Here is a 19085-nt window from a genome sequence, read left to right as displayed (position 1 = left end):
GGATTTAGAACAAATCTTTCAGATCGTGGGTATACGCTTTGACCGCCTGTTCCCCTGCGTTCTTCATCTGCTGAATCACGCTGACCAGTTTGCTGGCGTACTGCGGGTCGGTGGCGTAGCCGGCGCGTTGCAGCGCATGCGCCGCCTGCTCCGGGCTGCGCGCGGCGGCCACGTCGGCGTAGCGCGGGTTGTTGGTCAGCAGCTTGACGTAATCGGCGATCGCCTCGACGTACGAGCCGTAGACGCGGAACTTCGCCTTCACCTTCTTCGCCGCGCCCTGTTCGAACTCGGTGGTGGTGATCTCCGTCACCGGCCCGTTCCAGCTCCCGCCGGCCTTGATGCCGAACAGGTTGTAGCTCGGCGTGCCGTCCGAGGTCGGGATCTCGCGCTGCCCCCAACCGGACTCCAGCGCCGCCTGCGCGACGATCAGCTGATGCGGAATGCCGCTCTGCTGGCTGGCGACCTTCGCCGGTATCGACAGGCGAGCGACGAAGTTGCCGTTGTTGAGCGACAGCGGCGCGGCGGCCGGTGGGGCTTTCGGCATCGCGCGGCGCACCATCTGCTCCAGCGCCTGGTTCGGCAGCGTTTGCAGCACCTCGTTGTCCAGCGCCATCGGCGACAGGCCCGCCGTTTCACTCGGCACAGTATTGGCGTTGCTCATCTGCTTGACCATCATGTCGGCCAGCCCCAGCCCTTTTTGCGACATCTGCTGGGCGATTTGCTGGTCGTACATCGAGGTATAGAGCCGCGTTTGATCGCTGCTCAATACCCCATCCTGCGGCAAGGCAGAGCGCATGCTTTTCAGCATCATCTGCACGAACATGCCTTCTACCTGCTGGGCCACCTGCTTGAGGTTGCCCTGCGGGTCGGCCGCCGCATCGCGCTTCAGACCGTTCAGCGCCTGGGCGTCATAGGCCGCGCCCGACATCGCCATCAGATCGCCGGCCATCAGATGATTTCCAGTTTGGCGCGCAGGCAGCCGGCGCTCTGCATCGCCTGCAGGATCGACATCAGATCGATCGGCGTGGCACCCAGCGCGTTCAGCGCGCGGATCACGTTGTTCAGGTTGGCGCTGGCGTTCACCTTCTGCAGCGATCCGCCCTGCTGTTGCACCGAGATCTGGGTGTTTGGCGTCACCACCGTCTGGCCGCCGCCGAACGGCGTCGTCGGTTGGCTGACGGTGTTCTGCCGATCGACCACCACCGACAGGTTGCCCTGGGCGACGGCGCAAGAGTCGAGGATCACATCGCGGTTCATCACCACCGAACCGGTGCGCGAGTTGATGATCACTTTGGCATCCATCGCCCCGACGTTGACGGTGATGTTTTGAATCTCCGCCAGGAAGCGCACCTGAGAGCTGTTGCCCTGCGGCACCAGCACCTGGATCGTGCGGGCGTCGAGCGGCGTCGCGGTGCCGCCGCCGCGTTGGCGGTTGATGGCGTCGCTGATCTGCTGCGCCAGCGTGAAATCTTCGTCGTTCAGCTGCAGGTTGAGAACGCCGCCGCTGCCGAAGGTGGTCGGCAGCTCGCGCTCGATGGTGGCGCCGTTGCTGATGCGCCCGCCCGCCAGCTGGTTGACCTGCACGCTGCTGCCGCCGGCCGCCGCACCCGCGCCGCCGACCAGCACGTTGCCCTGCGCCAGCGCATAAACCTGGTTATCCACGCCTTTGAGCGGCGTCATCAGCAGGGTGCCGCCACGCAGGCTCTTGGCGTTGCCCATCGAAGAAACCACCACGTCGATGTTCTGCCCGGCGCGCGAGAACGGCGGCAGTTTGGCGGTTACCATCACCGCCGCCACGTTTTTCAGCTGCATGTTGGTGCCTGGCGGCACGGTGATGCCCAGCTGCGACAGCATGTTGCTCAGGCTTTGGGTGGTAAACGGCGTCTGCATGGTCTGGTCGCCGGAGCCGTCCAGCCCCACCACCAGGCCGTAGCCGATCAGGGCGTTGTCTCGCACGCCCTGCACCGTCACCAGATCGCGGATGCGCTCCGCCGCCGCCGGCAAGCACACCAGCCCGACGCACAGCGCGATAAACCATTTTTTCAGCATCAGTCAATCCTTAGAACGGTGAAACATTTAAGAAGAAGCGCTGCAGCCAGCCCATGGTCTGCGCTTCGTTGATATAGCCATTGCCGACGTATTCGATACGTGCGTCCGCCACCTGCGTCGAGGTCACCGAGTTGTTGCCGCTGATGGTGCGCGGATTGACGACGCCGGAGAAACGGATGAATTCCGTGCCCTGGTTGATGGCGATCTGCTTTTCCCCTACCACGTGCAGGTTGCCGTTGGCCAGCACCTGGTTGACCGTCACCGTAATGGTGCCGTTGAAGGTGTTGTTGGCGTTGGCGCCGCCCTTGCCGCCGAAGGTGCTGTCGCCGGAAATGTCCATATCGGCGCGCGCATTGCCCAACAGGCCGTCGAGGTAACGCGGCGAGGTGGCGACGCCGAACTTGCTGGCGCCGTTGCGGCTGGCGTTGGCAGAGGAGCTCTTGCTGGCGCTGACGTTTTCCTGCAGCACGATGGTCAGGGTGTCGCCGACGTTGCGCGGACGGCGGTCTTCGAACAGCGGCTGGTAGCCGTAGTTCATCGGCTGCACCGTCTGGAAGATCGAGCCGTTCGGCATCGGCGCGCTGGCCGGCGCGGGCTGCGCCGTGGTCGCGCCGTCCACCAGCGGTTTGTGCGGGATATAGGCGCAGCCGCTCAGCGTCAGCATCACCATTCCCGCCAGCCAGCGTTGTCCCTGCCGCGGCAGGATTGCCATCGAATATGTGGTTACCACGGGTATCGCCTTTGTTTCACGAAAGAGAATGACGGGCGCGGCAAGCCGGGCCCGTCAATGACAGATTACAGTTGCGTCAGCTTTTGCAGCATCTGATCGGAAGTCGATACCGCTTTGCTGTTGATCTCGTACGCGCGCTGAGTCTGGATCATGTTGACCAGCTCTTCCGCCACGTTGACGTTGGAGGTTTCCACGTAGCCCTGATACAGCAAACCGGCGCCGTTCAGCCCCGGGGTGCTCTCGTTCGGCGCGCCCGAGCTTTCGGTTTCCTGATACAGGTTCTCGCCCACGCTCTCCAGACCGCTGTCGTTGACAAACGTGGTCAGCGTCAGTTGGCCTACCTGCTGGGCGGCGGTTTGCCCCTGCTGGGTGACGCTGACGATGCCGTCGCGGCCGACGGTGATGGACAACGCGTTAGCCGGAATGGTGATCGCCGGCTGCACCTGGAAACCGCTGGAGGTCACCAGCTGGCCGTTCTGATCGATCTGGAACGACCCGTCGCGGGTATAGGCCTGAGTGCCGTCCGGCAGCATCACCTGGAAGAAACCCTGCCCTTTGATGGCGACGTCTTTACTGTTGTTGGTCTGCGACAGGTTGCCCTGGCTGTGCAGACGCTCGGTCGCCACCGGACGCACGCCGGTGCCGATCTGCAGGCCGGAAGGCAGCGTGGTCTGCTCGGAGGACTGCGCCCCCGGCTGACGCATGGTCTGGTACAGCAGATCTTCAAATACCGCACGCTGGCGTTTGAAGCCGTTGGTGCTGACGTTCGCCAGGTTGTTGGCGATCACGTCCATGTTGGTCTGCTGCGCGTCCAGACCGGTTTTGGCAATCCATAAGGATGGAATCATCGGTTATTTCCTTGCTGCTTAACTCATTGAGAGCAGTGAGTTGGCACGCTGTTCGTTTTCATCCACGCTGTGGATGACCTTCATTTGCATTTCAAAGCGGCGGGCGTTGGCGATCATGTCGACCATGGTTTCCACCGGCTTGACGTTGCTGCCTTCCAGCACGCCCGGCATCACCCGCACCAGCGGATCGTTTTGCAACTGATTGCCGCGCTGCTGTTGGGTTTCCGGCGTCAGGCGGAACAGCCCGTCGTCACCGCGCATCACTTCGCGCGCATCGGCTTTCACCAGCTTCAGGCGGCCAATCTGCGCGATGGTGTTCGGCGGATCGCCGGCGTTCAGCGCCGAAATGGTGCCGTCGGCCGCGATGGTGATCTCCGCCGACGGCGGCACCTCGATCGGGCCGCCGTCGCCCATCACCGGCAGCCCCTGCACCGTCAACTGCCCGGTGGAGGAGATCTGAATGTTGCCGTTGCGGGTATAGGCTTCACCGCCACCCGGCAGGCTCACCGCCAGGAAACCGTCCTGCTGCAGCGCCACGTCCAGCGGACGCGACGTGTAGTTCAGCGCCCCCTGGCTCATGTCGGCGCCCGGCGTCGACGCGGTCACCAAGGTGCGCGTCGCCATACTCGGCCCGTCGACCGGTACCGCGCGCAACGCGGCGAGCTGGGCGCGAAAGCCCGGCGTCGACGCATTGGCCAGGTTGTTGGCGGTGATGGACTGCTGTTCCAGCGTTTGGCGCGCCGCGCCCATCGCGGTATAAATCGCGTGATCCATGACTCGGCCCTATTAGCGCAGGCTAACCAGCGTCTGCAGGATGGAGTCCTGCGTCTTGATGGTCTGGGCGTTGGACTGGTAGTTACGCTGTGCGACGATCATGTTCACCAGCTCCTGGCTCAGATCGACGTTGGAAGACTCCAGCGCGCCGCTGGTCAGCTTACCGAAGCCGCCGCCGCCCGACAGACCGACGCGCGGCTGGCCGGATGCACCGGTTTCCTGCCACACATTATCGCCCTGCGACGCCAGCCCTTCCGGGTTGGAGAAGTTGGCCATGACGATCTGGCCCAGCACCTGGGTCTGCTGGTTGGAGTAGATGCCCACGACGGTGCCGTCGTTGTTGATTTGGAAGTTGGTGTATTCACCGGCGGCATAGCCGTCCTGCGCCACTTTGCTCACCGAGTCGCTGCCCACGTTCTGCTGCATGCTGCCGGCAAAGCTCAGGGTGAAGTTTTGCGCCGGTGCGCCGTCTTTGGCGGTCATCGGGATCACCATGCTGAACTCGCCCGGCGCGCCGTTGGTGCTGGTGGTTTTCACCAGGTTGCCGCTGGTGCTGAACTCCATGGTGCCGGCGTTCACTGGCGCTGCGCTGCCGTCCTGGGTATAGACCTGCCACTTGTTGTCTTCCGTCTTCACGAAGTAGGCGTTGATGTTGTGCGCGTTACCCAGCGAGTCGTAGGCGGTGATGGTGTTGACGTAGTTGTAGCTGTCCTGTTTGGTCGGATCGAACGTCTTGTTCTCCGGAACTTTATGGGTGGACTTCAGGTTGGTTACCATCTCACCGGAGGTAGACGCCTTGGCGTTCATCATGCCTTCAGGAATGCTCAGCGGCACCGGGTTGGCACCCTGCTGGATGGTCGGCGGGGAACCGGCCGCCGGGTAACCGGTCAGCTGCAGGCCCTGCATGTTGGTCAGATTGCGGTTCTCGTCCAGCTTGAACTGGCCGTTGCGGGTATAGAAGATACCGCCGTCTTTATCCTGCATGCGGAAGAAGCCGTTGCCGTTGATGGCCACATCCAGCGCACGGCTGGTGCCGGTGGTGGTGCCGCCCTTGAAGTTCTGGGTGATGCCGGACACTTTAACGCCCAGCCCAACCTGCGAACCGGCGAACATGTCGGCGAAGGACACGCTGCCGGATTTGAAGCCCGCGGTCGCGGAGTTGGCGATGTTGTTACCGATCACGTCCAGGTTGGTTGCTGCCGCGTTCAAGCCGCTGACTGCCTGAGAAAAGGCCATGTTATTCTCCGAATAGTGGTCAGGCTATCGTCCGATTGAGCCTGATGCTTAGGGTTATAAGATCTGTCGCACGTCTTCCAGGGTGGCGTTGCCCGCCAGGCCGAGATCCAGCTTGGCGCCGTTGCCGTCGCGGATCACGCCGTTCACCAGCCCGAAGTGCAGGCTACGCGCCACCAACTGTTCACCGTTGCCTTTGGCGTTAATCGCCACTTTGTAGGCGCCGTCTGGCGCGGTGGAGCCGTCGTCCAGCGAACCGTCCCAGGTGAAGGCGTGTACGCCGGCGGTCAGGCCGCCGATTTCGATGGTGCGCACCACCTGCCCGCTGGCGTTGGTGATGGTGGCGGTCACCTGATCGGCGGCGCGCTCCAGTTCCACGCCGAACGGCGTGGTGCTGACCTTGCCATCCTTGCTGCCGACCAGAATGTTGTTGCCCGGCACCATCACGCCATGACCGATCAGCGCCGTCGCCTGCAGCGACTGGTTGCTGTTGATCTGGCCGGAGATCGAGCCCAGCGTGGTGTTGAGTTTTTCGATGCCCTGAACGGTGTTGATTTGCGCCAGCTGCGAGGTCAGCTCGTTGTTCTGCATCGGATTGGTCGGATCCTGGTTTTTCAACTGCGCCACCAGCAGCGTCAGGAAGCTGTTGTGCAGATCCTGGCTGTTGGTATTTTTGCTGTTGTTACCGATGACGGTGTTGTCCAACGACTCGTTAGTGGTTGCGGCAATAGCCATGGGAACCTCCGGTTACTGACCCAGCGTCAGGGTTTTCATCATCATCGACTTGGTGGTGTTGAGCACCTCGACGTTGGCCTGGTAGCTGCGGGAAGCGGAGATGGTGTTGACCATTTCCCCCACGACGTCGACGTTCGGCATGCGCACGTAGCCCTTGGCGTCCGCCAGCGGGTTGCCCGGCTGGTACACCAGACGCTCGGGCGCCGGATCGTCCACCACCTGGGCGACGCGCACGCCGCCGGTCGGCTGCCCGGGCGCCGCCGCGACCTGGAACACCACCTGCTTGGCGCGGTAAGGCTCGCCGTCCGGGCCGGTCACGCTGTCGGCGTTGGCCATGTTGCTGGCGCTGACGTTCATGCGCTGGGATTGCGCCGATAACGCCGAGCCGGAGATATCAAAAATGTTCAGTAAAGACATGCGCCTTATCCTTGTTGCAGCACGGACATCATCCCTTTGATCTGCCCGTTGAGCAGCGTCAGGTCGGTCTGATATTTCAGGCTGTTATCGGCAAAGTTGGTGCGTTCGCGATCCATGTCCACCGTGTTGCCGTCCATCGACGGCTGGTCCGGTACCCGGTACAACAGATCGAGCTGCGGCGGCTGCAGGGTTTGCGCCGGGATGTGGCGCGCCGCCGTCAGGTTCAGCGACATGCCGTTGCCGTTGACGCGCCCTTGTTCCAGCACTTTGTTCAATTGGCTGGCGAAATCGATATCCCGCGCCTGATAACCCGGTGTGTCTGCGTTGGCGATGTTGGCGGCCAGAATTTCCTGCCGCTGGGCGCGCAAGTTCAGCGCCTCTTGGCCAAAGCGCAGAGCCGCGTCCAGTTTGTCGAGCATGCTCCCTCCGCGAGGTTAGAATTTGGAGTCGACAGGATAAACGTCCCCAGCGCCACCCTATCGCGGGAATAGACGCAAAATGGGGCGCTATTTATCTGCTTAGCCTGCGCGCGCTGCGGGTACACTTACGCGTATCCCGATGAAGCTTGAGAAGATGACGATGAAAGGTAAAATGCTGCTGCTTATCGGCCTGCTGTGCAGTCTGAACGCGCGCGCCGACGATCTGGCGACGCAAATCGAAAGCTTCATCAAAGGCAAGTTCACCGGCGAGCCGGTACAGGTGAAAGTGCGGGTGCGCACGCCGCCGGCCCAATGGCCCGCCTGCGAACTGCCCCAGCTGTCGCTGCCGCCCAACGCGCGGATCGGCGGCAACGTCAGCATTTCGGCGCGCTGTGGCCAGGAGCGGCGTTTTATCCAGACGCAGGTGCAGGTGTTCGGCCGCTATCTGGTTTCGGCGCGCGGCATCAGCGCCGGCAGCCGGTTGACCGCGGCGGATCTGGCGTTGAAGGAAGGCCGGCTCGATACCCTGCCGCCGCGCGCGCTGACCGAAGCGGGCAAAGCGTTAGGCGCCGTCAGCCTGCGCAATATCAGCCCCGGCCAACCGCTGACCCTCGCCATGCTGCGCCGCGCCTGGATTATCAAAGCCGGGCAACCGGTACAGGTCACCGCGCAGGGCGAAGGGTTCAACATCAGCGGTGCGGGCAAGGCGATGAACAACGCCGCCGCCGAAGACAGCGTGCGCGTGCGCATGGCGTCCGGGCAGATCGTCAGCGGCGTGGTCGGGGACGACGGCGCGATTCGCATTACGTTATAAAAAAGTAAAGGTTCCGCAAACCTTGCCGATAAGACAAATCAAGCAGCATTTTATTGGCCACCAGGGCCGCAAAACTTTCATTGCAGCGTCGTCGCCCCCGAGCGGTCACGGCGTAAACGGAGATGGACCATGAGTATCGATCGCACCCAGCGGTTACAGCCGGTTTCCACTGTGCAACCGCGTGAAACCCCGGCCGACAACCCGCTCCAACCGCGTAAGGCCGCCGTGGCCGAAACGGCCGTCAGCGGCACGCAGGTCAAACTGAGCGAGGCGCAGGCGCGCCTGATGCAGCCGGGCACCCAGGATATCGATATGGGCCGGGTCGAGGCCATCAAGCAGGCGATCCGCAACGGCGAACTGAAGATGGACGCCGGCAAAATCGCCGACGCGCTGCTGCAAGACGCGCAGAGCGACATTCAATGGATCGCCGGGCGCGACTGACGGCGCGGCGGCGAGTAGCGGTAAAGGATAAGTCATCACTATGGAAAACCTGGCACAACTGCTGGATAAACTGTTGGAAACGCTGCAGGCGCTCAATGGCGTGCTGGAGGAAGAGCACGACTTGCTGTGTTCCGGCCAGTTGCCCGGCGTGGCGCTGCAGCGCGTAACCGATGCCAAAAGCCAACTGCTGGCGACGGTCGCCTACCTTGAACAACAGCGTCTGGGGCAGGAAAAAGCCTGCGGGCAACGCGCGCCCTACGCCAGCCATGCGCCCTTGGCCGATCGCTGGCAACGCGTTCAGCTGCTGAGCCAAACGCTGCGCGAGAAGAATCAGCACAATGGCCTGCTGCTCAATCAGCAGATCGACCATAACGCTCAGGCGCTGGCGATCCTCAGCAAGAACAACAAATCGCTGTATGGCCCGGACGGCCAGTCGCACGCCGGCAGCCTGCTCGGCAGAAAAATCGGCGTCTAACCCCCTGATTTCGCCCGGTGTGCGCACCACCGGGCGCGGGTTTACCCGGCTATGCGCGCCCTCTCGCATTTTCTTCTTATCGCTTTCTGAATTCCCTTAACGTTATGCGCCAGGCTGCGCAGAACGGATATTTGCCTGTTCCTCATCACTCCCTCTTTCGTCATCTTAGCTCGGTCGTTAAACATCTTGATCTATACCCACTAAGGGTATATTTTCACACGGAGAGTGAATGACCGACATTTATCTCACAAAAGCCTTCCAGACATTTGCCGGCGACGAACGCATCAGTGACGCCACGATAGTGAAAGCGGCGCGAGAGATGCAAAATCAGTTGTACGACGCCAATCTCGGTGGTTGCGTTTACAAAAAACGCATCGCCCGGATGGGGAGTGGAAAACGGCGCGGGTATCGGGTATTAATCGCAACGGCAGATGAAGGCAGGATCTTTTTCATGTATGGCTTTGCCAAAAACGAAAGAGACAACATCAATCAGGATGAGTTAATTTCCTGGCGGCATTTGGCGGCGCTGTATCTGGATTATTCACCATTCAGACTGTATCAGCTGGTCAACTGCGGGGAATTAATAAGGTTACAACTATGAGCAAGATGCTGAAATCGATCCACCAGGAAGTTCAGGGCCTGCACCGCGCCGGTTTCGTCGACGACGTGACCATGCGCACCTTCGACATGCTGTGTCTGCGGCCGGTGAAACAGTTCGGGCCGGCCGAGATCCGCGCGCTGCGCGAACGGGAAAACGTCAGTCAGCCGGTGTTTGCGCTGTATCTCAACGTCAGTAAAAAGGCGGTACAAAAATGGGAGCGCGGCGAAGCGCAACCGAACTCCGCCGCAATGAAGCTGCTGTCACTGGTGGAACGCAACGGCCTGCAAATTCTGGCCTGACCCTACTGATAATTGACGATGACCTGATTGCCAATCACGCGCAGCGGCGGATTCAACCCGCCTTGCGACTGCACGTAATAGACAAAGCGCAATTCCGCATTGGCCGGTTCGCCCTGCAAACCGTTGCTGCTGCCGCTGCCGCCGCCGAGCGGAATGCAGCGGTTCACCGTACACAGCTGGGCCTGCAGCCCGACCGGCTCCGGCCCCAGTAAACGGTAGCGCCAGCTGACGCTGGTGATGCGCGCATTGGCATCCGGCAACGCGTTCGGCGGCCGCAAACCGGCGGACTCATCGCGCATGCCGCCCTGTTCCAACGTCACGCCCCCCCCTTCGGCCACCCAGGAACCGGACACCGCACCGGCGGTTAACGGCGCCAGCAAACACAACACGAACAGACAGCGTTTCATCAGGCGGCTCCAATGGTCGACGTCATGCGAATCTGGCGATCGTCGTTGATTTCGAGGTTGGACAACACCACGATCTGCGGCAGGCTGCGGCGCAGGAAGCGCGCCAGCAAGGCCCGCAGCGCATGGTTGACCAGCAGCACCGGCGGCGCGCTGAGCATCTCTTGCCGCTGCAGCGCCTGGCGCGCCTGATCCAGTAGGCGATCGGCCAGCCCCGGTTCCAGGCCGCCACCGCCCTGCAACGCCTGCAACAACAGGCGCTCCAGTTGGGTATCCAAACCGATGACCTGAATCTCGCCGTTGCCCGGGAACCACTGCTGCGTGATCGCCCTGCCCAGCGCTACCCGCACCACGGTGGTCAGCTCATAAGGATCGCTTTGCGCCGGAGCATGCTCCGCCAGCGTTTCGACGATGGTGCGCATATCGCGGATAGAAACACGCTCGGCCAGCAGGTTTTGCAGCACCTTGTGCAGCGTGGTCAGTGATACCACACCCGGCACGAAGTCTTCGGTCAGTTTCGGCATCTCCTGCGACACGCGATCCAGCAACTGTTGGGTTTCCTGGCGGCCAAACAGCTCGCTGGCGAACTGGCCGATCAGGTGATTGAGGTGCGTCGCCACTACGGTGCTGGCTTCCACCACGGTAAAGCCCTGGATCTGCGCCTGCTCGCGCAAGGCGCTGTCGATCCACACCGCCTCGAGCCCAAAGGCCGGATCGACGGTTTTGTCTCCCGCCAGCTCACCCACGGCATTGCCGGGGTTGATCGCCAGCCAGCGGCCCGGCTGCGCTTCACCGCTGCCGATCTCGACGCCTTTCATCAGGATGCGGTAGCTGGCAGGCGGCAGTTCCAGGTTGTCGCGAATGTGTACCACCGGCGGCAGATACCCCATGTCCTGCGCGAATTTCTTGCGAATACCGCGGATACGCCCCAGCAGCTCACCGTTTTGTTGAAAATCGACCATCGGAATCAACCGATAGCCTACTTCCATCCCCAGCGGATCCTCCAACTGCACGTCGGCCCAGCTGGCTTCGGCGGCCTGCGGGTTGTCCGGCATCACCGGCGCCTCCACCGCTTTCGGTGCCTGTTGTTCACGGCCGCGCAGCCACCAGGCCAGGCCCAGCAAAGCGGCGGTAAACAGCAGGAACACCAGGTTCGGCATGCCCGGCACCAGGCCCAACAGCCCCAGTACCCCGGCGCTCAGCAGCATCACGCGCGGATTGTTGAACAGCTGGCCCACCATCTGCTCGCCGACGTCCTGATCGGTCGCGACGCGAGTGACGATAACGCCGGCGGCGGTAGAGATCACCAACGCCGGGATCTGCGCCACCAGGCCGTCGCCGATGGTCAGCAGCGTATAGCTTTCCGCTGCCGCCCCCAGCTCCATGCCGTGTTGCACCACGCCGACCAACAGGCCGCCGACCACGTTCAGCACCATGATCATCAGGCCGGCGATGGCGTCGCCGCGCACGAATTTACTGGCACCGTCCATCGAGCCGTAGAAATCGGCCTCCTGGGTGACTTCGGCGCGGCGTTTCTTCGCTTCGTCCTCGCCGATCAATCCGGCGTTCAGATCGGCGTCGATCGCCATCTGTTTACCCGGCATGCCGTCCAGGACAAAACGCGCGCCCACTTCGGCGATACGCCCGGCCCCCTTGGTGATGACCATGAAGTTGATCAACACCAGGATGATGAACACCACGATACCGATGGCGAAGTTGCCGCCCACCAGGAAGTGCCCGAAGGCCTCCACCACGCGGCCGGCGGCGGCGGAACCGGTGTGCCCCTCCAGCAAGATGATGCGCGTGGACGCGACGTTGAGCGACAAACGCAGCAGCGTGGAGAACAGCAGAATGGTCGGGAAGGCGGCGAATTCGAGCGTGCGCTGGGTGAACATCGCCACCAGCAGCACCATGATCGACAGCGCGATGTTGAAGGTAAACAGCAGGTCGAGGATAAACGCCGGCAACGGCAGCACCATCATCGACAGGATCAACAGGATCAACACCGGGCCGGCCAACACCTGCCACTGCGTATCTTTAAAATTGCCCGGCAAACGAAGCAGGGAGGCCAAATTAGCCATCAGAGTCACTCTCTCTTGCAAAATCCAGTGCTTCCGGCACCGGTAAACGTTCAGGTTTTTTCGGGATCAGGCCGCCCTCGCGCCGCCAGCGGCGCAGTTGGTACACCCAGGCCAGCACTTCGGCGACCGCGGCATACAGGGTGGCCGGAATATGTTGTCCAATCTCGCTGTGTCGATACAGCGCACGCGCCAGCGGCGGCGCTTCCAGCATCGGGATGCGGTGCTCCGCACCGAGTTCGCGAATGCGCAAGGCGATTTCGCCGGCCCCCTTGGCCAGCACTTTCGGCGCACTCATTTTTTTGTCGTTGTACTGCAACGCGACGGCGTAGTGCGTCGGGTTGGTGACGATCACGTCCGCCTTGGGCACATCGGCCATCATGCGGCGCCGGGCGATCGCCCGCTGCTGCTGGCGAATACGTCCCTTAACGTGCGGGTCCCCTTCCTGGTCTTTGAATTCGTCGCGAATATCCTGCTTGGTCATCTTCAGCTTTTTGAAGTGGCTCCACAGCTGGTAGAACACGTCGAACGCCACCATCGGCGTCAATCCCAGCACCACCAGAAAACCGCAGAACAGAATCATCTGCAGCGCATTGCCCAACGCGTCGAGCGGCTGCTGGGTCATCAGATGCAGCATTGCCGCCCAGTTATGCCAGAGATAGAGGCCTGTCACCCAGCCGACCAGCGTCGCTTTCAGGATCCCTTTCAGCAGCTCGGCCAGCACCTGGCTGGAAAAGATGCGCTTCAACCCGGACAACGGGTTCAGCCGTTTCAAATCGAATTTGATCGACTTGCCGCTGAACAGAATGCCCCCCAACAGCATCGGCGCGGCGAGCGCCACCAGCACCAGCCCCGCCATGATTGGCAACAGCGCCAGTACGGCCTGGCGCAGCAACATGCCCAGCTGGCGCAGCATCTGTTTATCGTTGCTGACCATGCCATGGTCGAAGTTCAGCCCCTGCGTGAGCATCGCCGCCAGCTGTTGCGCCATGTTGCTGCCGGACATCAGGATGATCGCGAGGCCCGAGAGCAGCATCAGTACCGAGGTCAGTTCGCGGGAACGCGGGATCTGGCCGTCTTCACGCGCCTTTTCCAGCCTGTGGGGCGTGGGGGCCTCGCTTTTTTCCAGATCGCTGTCTTCAGCCACGAAACGCCGTTCCTGTGTCGAGAGGGTAAAGAATGGCGGTCAGCATGCCAAAAAATTGGCGATGTCATTGACGGAACAACGGGGGAAAAGGCGGGTTATTTAGGGGATGAGACCATCAGGGAGAGGTTACAACCAATTTTCCAGCCGCAAACCCTCAACGCGCTCAAATTCGCGTCGATTATTGGTCACCAGGATCAATCCTTCGCTGCGCGCATGGCCGGCGATATGTAGATCGTTTACGCCAATAGGCGTTCCCTGGCGTTCCAGCGCAGCGCGGATGTTGCCGTAGTGCGATGCTGCTTTGGCGCTGTAATCGAGAATGTCCAATCGGGAGACAAAATCCTCAACGACTCTGGCGTTCACCGCTGGGCGAGCGCTTTTCTCCACCCCGTGAACCAATTCGCCATAGGTGATCGACGAAATGACCATTTTACCTGCATAGCGATTGAATGCCTCCAGCACTTCCAGCGGGCGGCGCTTAATGACATAGATAACAATGTTGGTGTCCAGCATATGGCTGAACATCAAAAATCTTCCCGCTCGCGCTGGTGCTGCCCGGCACGTTCATTGAGGAAATCATCGCTCACCTCATTTTCCGCAGAGAAGAAGCTATCCCAGGTATTCTCCAGGGGGGCAAGAATGCGCTCTTTGCCCACTACGCGGACGGTCACTTTAGAAACGGTATCAGGGAAACGCACCTCTGCAGGCAAGCGTACAGCCTGTGTCCGATTATTGGTAAAGACAGAACCTAACGTCATGGCGACCTCCTTTAACTGGAGTACAAATTATAACCGCCATGATGTATATAGCAATGCTATATACATTAATCTTTGCGGGACACCGCGCAACTTTCGGGGCGCGCCGTCGCGCGCCCCGAAAAGCCTCAGAAACCGAGGCTGTCGAGCAGATCGTCGACCTGCGCCTGGTTGGCGATCACGCCGACGCCGTTCTGGTCGAGCTGCGGGCCGTTCAGCAGGCTGTCGTTCGGCCGTTTTTCCTTCACCGGCTGCTCCGGCATGTTTTCCATCAGCACCATCAGCAGCTGCTTTTCGATCTCCTGCACCACGTCCATCATGCGCTTGATCACCTGGCCGGTCAGATCCTGGAAGTCCTGCGCCATCATGATTTCCAGCAGTTGGGCATTGGTGAAGGCCGTATGGCCCGGCACCTGATCCAGATACTGGCGCGTGTCGTTAACCAGAGAACGCGCGTCGTCCAGTTCGATGGGGTTGGCGAACCACTCGTCCCAGCGCCCTTTCAACGCGTTTGCGCCGGATTCCAGCTCCGCCTGGCGCGGTTGCGCCGCCTCCACGCAGTTCAACGCCCGTTCCGCCGCCTGCGCCGTCATGGTTACGACATAGTCAAGACGGTCGCGCGCATCCGGGATCGCCTCTGCCGCCTGGGCGATCGCCTGATCGAGCCCCAGTTCGCGCATGCTGTCGCGCAGCATTCGGGTCAGTTGGCCGATGCGGGAGATGATCTCTCCCGCGGTCGCTGCATCGCTGGCAGGCATTGGAATGTCTCTCATCGCCCTCTCCTTACATGCCCAATTTTTCAAAAATCTTGTTGAGCTTTTCTTCCAGCGTTGCCGCCGTAAAAGGTTTCACTACATAACCGCTGGCGCCGGCCTGCGCCGCCGCGATGATATTTTCTTTCTTGGCTTCCGCCGTCACCATCAGTACCGGCATCGCGGCCAGCGCGCTATCGGCGCGGATGGTTTGCAGCAGCTCCAGCCCGTCCATGTTCGGCATGTTCCAGTCGGACACCACAAAGTCGAAACCGCCGGCGCGCAGCTTGTTCAGCGCATCCGCGCCGTCTTCAGCTTCTTCGACGTTGTTGAAGCCCAGCTCTTTGAGCAAATTTCTGACGATGCGGCGCATGGTGGAGAAATCGTCCACAACCAGAAATCTGAGGTTCTTGTCTGCCATTGTTACTCCTGAAATAGTTAACCGTTTAATGATGCAAAACCGCAGGCCGCCGCGCGGCGAACCTGGGTCATATCGCCGCCGGGAAGACCCTGCGGACTAAAATCAAATGCGCAATGCCTGGCCGCCGGCGATCTGCGCCAGCATGCGCTGGCTCATCCTGTCCAGCTCGACCACTTCGCTGACGCCGCCGCTGGCGATCGCCTCGCGCGGCATGCCGAACACCACGCAGCTCGCCTCGTTCTGCGCCAGGGTATAGGCCCCGGCGCGGTGCATCTCCAGCATCCCCGCCGCTCCGTCGTTGCCCATCCCGGTGAGGATCACGCCCACCGCATTGCGGCCGGCATATTGCGCCACCGAGCGGAACAACACGTCGACCGAGGGGCGATGGCGGTTGACCGCCGGGCCGTCATGCAGCTTCACCTGATAGTTGGCGCCGCTGCGCGTCAGCTCCAGGTGACGATCCCCCGGAGCGATGTAGGCGTGGCCCGGCAGTACGCGCTCGCCGTCCTCCGCTTCTTTCACCGTGATCTGGCACAGCTTGTTCAGCCGCTCGGCGAACGAACGGGTGAAACCCGGCGGCATGTGCTGGGTGATCAGCAGCGCCGGGCTGGTTGCCGGCAACGGCTGCAGCACCTGGCGGATCGCTTCGGTGCCGCCGGTGGAAGCGCCGATGGCGATCAGTTTTTCACTGCTCAGCAGCGGCGCATGGCTGAGGATCGCCGGCGCCGGGCTGCTGGAACGCTGCGGCAGGCGTGCTCTGGCGGCGGTACGGATCTTCTCGGCAATCAGCTCGCTGTAGGCCAACATGCCCTCGCGAATGCCGAGCTGCGGTTTGGTCACGAAGTCCACCGCGCCCAGTTCCAGCGCGCGCAGCGTGATTTCCGAGCCTTTGCCGGTCAGCGAAGAGACCATCACCACCGGCATCGGCCGCAGGCGCATCAGCTTCTCGAGGAAATCCAGCCCGTCCATGCGCGGCATCTCGACGTCCAGCGTCAGCACCTGAGGATTAAATTTTTTGATCAGATCGCGCGCCACCAACGGATCCGGCGCGGTCGCCACCATCTCCATGTCGGCGTGGCCGTTCACGATTTCCGTCATCAGCTGGCGCATCAGTGCCGAATCGTCTACGCATAACACTCTGATTTTACTCATTACCTCTCCTTGGTCAGCCCATACACGGTCTGCCCACGCAAGTAGAAATCCCGGCTGATCTGGCTGAAATTCTCGGAGTGGCCGGCAAACATCAGCCCCCCCGGCTTAAGCAAGGGAACGAAGCGGCGCAGGATGCGCTCCTGCGTCGCCTTATCGAAATAGATCATGACGTTGCGGCAAAAAATGGCGTCGAATTGCCCCGGCAGCGCCCACTCCGGCGCCAGCAGGTTCAGCGGCTGAAAGTTCACCCGCGCCGCCAGCTCCGGCCGCACGCGCACCAGCCCCTGATGCGGCCCGGTGCCGCGCAGAAAATAGCGCTGCATTTGGGTCGGCGTCAGGGTGCGCAGATCTTCCTGGCGGTAAACGCCCGCCTCCGCTTTTTCCAGCACCTGCGTATCGATATCGCTGGCCCAAACCTGGCAACTGCCGGCCCGTTGGCCCAATGCATCGCTCAGCGTGATGGCGATCGAATACGGTTCTTCGCCGGTCGAGGCCGCGGTGCTCCAGACGCTGTAGCCGTTCGGCCGCGAGCGCGCGTGCTCCGCCAGGATCGGGAAGTGATGCGCCTCGCGGAAAAAGGCCGTCAGGTTGGTGGTCAGCGCGTTGATAAACGCCTGCCACTCCGCGCTGTTCGGGTCGCTTTCCAGCAGCGCCAGGTAGTCGCCGAAATCGTGCAATCCCAACAGCCGCAAACGGCGCACCAGGCGGTTGTAAACCATCTCGCGCTTATGCTCCGCCAGCACAATGCCGGCGCGTTGATAAATCAACTGGCTGATACGGCGAAAATGCACGTCCGACAGCGGCAGGCGCTGCACCATTTGCGTCAACATCGACGCAGTATCCCGGTTAGAAGTTGACGGCGCCTGTTTCATGCCACCTCACCGGGGAAAAACGTGCTGCTTATGCGGTTTAACAATCTTGGGCTTCCTTTACCACGGGTGAAACTGCGTTGTTGCTGTTACCTGGCGCGACGAAGTTATCGTCCGCCAGACGGAATACCGCGACCGCGTCGGCCAGGGTAATGGCCTGCTCTTCCAGCGCGGTGGCGGCTGAAGCGGACTCTTCCACCAGCGCGGCGTTCTGCTGGGTGACCTGATCCATCTGGGTCACCGCCTGCGTCACCTGCTCGATGCCGCGGCTCTGTTCATCCGAAGCCGACGCGATCTCGCCCATGATGTCGGTCACGCGGGTCACCGAACGCACGATGTCCTGCATGGTGGCGCCGGAGTTTTCCACCAGCACCGAGCCGTGTTTGACGCGGCTGACCGATTCGTCGATCAGCACCTTGATCTCTTTCGCCGCCTGCGCGCTGCGGCTCGCCAGGTTGCGCACTTCGCCGGCGACCACGGCGAAACCGCGCCCCTGTTCACCGGCGCGCGCCGCTTCCACCGCCGCATTGAGCGCCAGAATGTTGGTCTGGAAAGCGATGCCGTCAATCACGCTGGTGATGGCGCCGATTTTCTGCGAACTGTTGGCGATATCGTGCATGGTGGTCACCACGTCGCCGGCCAGTTCGCCGCCCTTGGCCGCGGTGGCCGAGGCGTCGCGCGCCAGCTGAGAGGCCTGCCGCGCATTGTCGGCGTTCTGTTTCACCGTGGCGGTCAGCTGTTCCATGCTGGCGGCGGTTTCTTCCAGCGAAGCGGCCTGCTGCTCGGTGCGGGAAGAGAGATCGTTATTGCCTTCGGATATCTCCTGCAGGCCGATCAGAATCGACTCCGCCCCGTCGCGCACGGCGCCGACGGTGCCGATCAGCGACTGCTGCGTGCGTTGCAGGCTGGCGAACAGCATGCTGATTTCATTGCGGCCATACACCTGAATCGGCGTCGCCAAATCGCCGGCGGCGATGCGTTCAAAGTGGCTGCGGATTTGGTTCAGCGGCTGCACCAGCATGGTACGCAACCACCACATGGCGCTGCCGGTCACCACGATCAGCATCAAGACCGCCCCTGCCAGCATCAGGCCCGCCAGCGTGAAGGAGAACTGGTTGGCGTCTCTGGCTTCGCTGATGTCGCCGTTGACCAGCTGCAGGTACTGCACGAAGTCGGCCTCGAACAGGTCTTGGGTTTTCTGCGTCGGCTGATCCATAAATGCCTGCAGCTCCCCCTTCTCCAGGAAGCCGATCAGCTCGCGCAGCGCGCCGCGCAGCCGCTCGTAGCTGGCCTTGGTCGTTGCCGTCTGCTGACTCTGTTGCTCACTGCTGCGCTCAACCGCCATGAACTGATTGAAATAGAGATCGGCCTTCTGCAGCGAACTGCGGGCGCTGCTCATCAATTCGTTCACCTGCTCCTGCGGCAGTTTCAGCGCCGCGCGGGTGCCGGCGCGGTTCAGCGTATTGCGCGCCTGCAACAGCGACACCCAGCTCAGGCTGAGCGAATCGCGCTGCTGGCTGCCGAGGGTGATGATGTCGAGGTTGTGGTTATCGGAGCGAAACGCGGAATACGACAGGCCGCTGCTGGCCAACTGCAGAACGCAGAAGGTCATCAACAACAGGAACAAGCTGGTAGAGATACGGATTCGGTTAAACACTGTGAACCTCCTTGC

The 19085-nt window shown here is 61.7% G+C and carries 24 protein-coding genes; 5 read left to right on the top strand and 19 right to left on the bottom strand.

Annotation, left to right across the window (positions count from 1 at the left end):
- Positions 1–4: 4 nt before the first annotated feature.
- The 9 genes from flgJ to flgB form a co-directional block, all read right to left on the bottom strand.
- Positions 5–949, bottom strand: coding sequence for a flagellar assembly peptidoglycan hydrolase FlgJ (gene flgJ, locus EKL15_RS13880; RefSeq protein ID WP_049200258.1), 945 nt, complete (start codon positions 947–949; stop codon positions 5–7).
- The gene (locus EKL15_RS13875) at positions 949–2049 is read right to left on the bottom strand and encodes a flagellar basal body P-ring protein FlgI (RefSeq protein WP_004934816.1); all 1101 of its coding nucleotides are present in this window, start codon (positions 2047–2049) and stop codon (positions 949–951) included. The genes flgJ and EKL15_RS13875 overlap by 1 nt, the downstream gene beginning before the upstream one ends.
- 10 nt (positions 2050–2059) lie before the next feature.
- Complete coding sequence (gene flgH / locus EKL15_RS13870; RefSeq protein ID WP_004934817.1) at positions 2060–2761, bottom strand: flagellar basal body L-ring protein FlgH; 702 nt, start codon at positions 2759–2761, stop codon at positions 2060–2062.
- An 83-nt stretch (positions 2762–2844) separates the two neighbouring features.
- Positions 2845–3627, bottom strand: coding sequence for a flagellar basal-body rod protein FlgG (gene flgG, locus EKL15_RS13865; RefSeq protein ID WP_004934819.1), 783 nt, complete (start codon positions 3625–3627; stop codon positions 2845–2847).
- An 18-nt stretch (positions 3628–3645) separates the two neighbouring features.
- Entirely contained in the window at positions 3646–4401 is a 756-nt protein-coding gene (locus tag EKL15_RS13860; RefSeq protein WP_060420794.1) for a flagellar basal body rod protein FlgF, read from the bottom strand.
- A gap of 12 nt (positions 4402–4413) precedes the next feature.
- Entirely contained in the window at positions 4414–5637 is a 1224-nt protein-coding gene (gene flgE, locus EKL15_RS13855) for a flagellar hook protein FlgE (protein WP_004934822.1), read from the bottom strand.
- A gap of 54 nt (positions 5638–5691) precedes the next feature.
- Entirely contained in the window at positions 5692–6369 is a 678-nt protein-coding gene (flgD, locus tag EKL15_RS13850) for a flagellar hook assembly protein FlgD (RefSeq protein ID WP_016927297.1), read from the bottom strand.
- Positions 6370–6381: 12 nt separating this feature from the next.
- A complete protein-coding gene (flgC, locus tag EKL15_RS13845; protein ID WP_004934826.1) occupies positions 6382–6786 on the bottom strand; it encodes a flagellar basal body rod protein FlgC in 405 nt (134 codons plus the stop codon).
- A 5-nt stretch (positions 6787–6791) separates the two neighbouring features.
- Positions 6792–7205: a flagellar basal body rod protein FlgB gene (gene flgB, locus EKL15_RS13840; RefSeq protein WP_033634995.1), complete on the bottom strand. Its 414-nt coding sequence runs from the start codon at positions 7203–7205 to the stop codon at positions 6792–6794.
- Between the two features lie 160 nt (positions 7206–7365).
- On the opposite strand from flgB, the gene flgA reads away from it, so the two are divergent.
- The 5 genes from flgA to EKL15_RS13815 all read left to right on the top strand — a co-directional run bounded on the left by flgA (position 7366) and on the right by EKL15_RS13815 (position 9835).
- A complete protein-coding gene (gene flgA / locus EKL15_RS13835) occupies positions 7366–8019 on the top strand; it encodes a flagellar basal body P-ring formation chaperone FlgA (protein ID WP_060420907.1) in 654 nt (217 codons plus the stop codon).
- 129 nt (positions 8020–8148) lie between these two features.
- Positions 8149–8460, top strand: a complete 312-nt coding sequence (flgM, locus tag EKL15_RS13830) for a flagellar biosynthesis anti-sigma factor FlgM (protein ID WP_019452957.1) — start codon at positions 8149–8151, stop codon at positions 8458–8460.
- 40 nt (positions 8461–8500) lie between these two features.
- Positions 8501–8935, top strand: a complete 435-nt coding sequence (locus EKL15_RS13825; protein ID WP_033634998.1) for a flagella synthesis protein FlgN — start codon at positions 8501–8503, stop codon at positions 8933–8935.
- 229 nt (positions 8936–9164) lie between these two features.
- Positions 9165–9536: a type II toxin-antitoxin system RelE/ParE family toxin gene (locus EKL15_RS13820; RefSeq protein ID WP_033647787.1), complete on the top strand. Its 372-nt coding sequence runs from the start codon at positions 9165–9167 to the stop codon at positions 9534–9536.
- Positions 9533–9835 carry a DNA-binding transcriptional regulator gene (locus tag EKL15_RS13815; RefSeq protein WP_038876832.1) on the top strand — a complete coding sequence of 101 codons (303 nt, stop codon included), beginning with the start codon at positions 9533–9535 and terminating at the stop codon, positions 9833–9835. The genes EKL15_RS13820 and EKL15_RS13815 overlap by 4 nt, the downstream gene beginning before the upstream one ends.
- A gap of 2 nt (positions 9836–9837) precedes the next feature.
- On the opposite strand, the gene EKL15_RS13810 is transcribed toward EKL15_RS13815, so the two are convergent.
- The 10 genes from EKL15_RS13810 to EKL15_RS13765 all read right to left on the bottom strand — a co-directional run bounded on the left by EKL15_RS13810 (position 9838) and on the right by EKL15_RS13765 (position 19070).
- A complete protein-coding gene (locus EKL15_RS13810) occupies positions 9838–10242 on the bottom strand; it encodes a flagellar protein FlhE (protein WP_060420791.1) in 405 nt (134 codons plus the stop codon).
- Positions 10242–12320: a flagellar biosynthesis protein FlhA gene (gene flhA, locus EKL15_RS13805; RefSeq protein WP_038876828.1), complete on the bottom strand. Its 2079-nt coding sequence runs from the start codon at positions 12318–12320 to the stop codon at positions 10242–10244. The genes EKL15_RS13810 and flhA overlap by 1 nt, the downstream gene beginning before the upstream one ends.
- A complete protein-coding gene (gene flhB / locus EKL15_RS13800; RefSeq protein ID WP_047730459.1) occupies positions 12313–13464 on the bottom strand; it encodes a flagellar biosynthesis protein FlhB in 1152 nt (383 codons plus the stop codon). Before flhB ends, flhA begins: the two co-directional genes overlap by 8 nt.
- A gap of 126 nt (positions 13465–13590) precedes the next feature.
- Entirely contained in the window at positions 13591–13989 is a 399-nt protein-coding gene (locus EKL15_RS13795) for a type II toxin-antitoxin system VapC family toxin (RefSeq protein ID WP_033640020.1), read from the bottom strand.
- A complete protein-coding gene (gene vapB, locus EKL15_RS13790; RefSeq protein ID WP_084827643.1) occupies positions 13989–14222 on the bottom strand; it encodes a type II toxin-antitoxin system VapB family antitoxin in 234 nt (77 codons plus the stop codon). The genes EKL15_RS13795 and vapB overlap by 1 nt, the downstream gene beginning before the upstream one ends.
- Positions 14223–14347: 125 nt before the next feature.
- Positions 14348–14992 carry a protein phosphatase CheZ gene (gene cheZ / locus EKL15_RS13785; RefSeq protein ID WP_004934858.1) on the bottom strand — a complete coding sequence of 215 codons (645 nt, stop codon included), beginning with the start codon at positions 14990–14992 and terminating at the stop codon, positions 14348–14350.
- A 10-nt stretch (positions 14993–15002) separates the two neighbouring features.
- Positions 15003–15392 (bottom strand): chemotaxis response regulator CheY, encoded by a 390-nt coding sequence (gene cheY / locus EKL15_RS13780; protein WP_004934862.1) that lies wholly within the window; start codon positions 15390–15392, stop codon positions 15003–15005.
- 102 nt (positions 15393–15494) lie between these two features.
- A complete protein-coding gene (locus EKL15_RS13775) occupies positions 15495–16544 on the bottom strand; it encodes a chemotaxis response regulator protein-glutamate methylesterase (protein WP_015378262.1) in 1050 nt (349 codons plus the stop codon).
- Entirely contained in the window at positions 16544–17416 is an 873-nt protein-coding gene (gene cheR, locus EKL15_RS13770; protein ID WP_025159837.1) for a protein-glutamate O-methyltransferase CheR, read from the bottom strand. The genes EKL15_RS13775 and cheR overlap by 1 nt, the downstream gene beginning before the upstream one ends.
- Positions 17417–17453: 37 nt before the next feature.
- On the bottom strand, positions 17454–19070 hold the full coding sequence (locus tag EKL15_RS13765) for a methyl-accepting chemotaxis protein (protein WP_047730456.1): 1617 nt from the start codon (positions 19068–19070) through the stop codon (positions 17454–17456).
- Positions 19071–19085: the final 15 nt, after the last annotated feature.

This window comes from Serratia sp. 4542 (assembly GCF_016805595.1).
In the GTDB taxonomy this organism is placed as follows: domain Bacteria; phylum Pseudomonadota; class Gammaproteobacteria; order Enterobacterales; family Enterobacteriaceae; genus Serratia; species Serratia nevei.
Note: the sequence above shows the minus strand (reverse complement) of the source record. Positions and strands in the feature narration are given on the sequence as shown.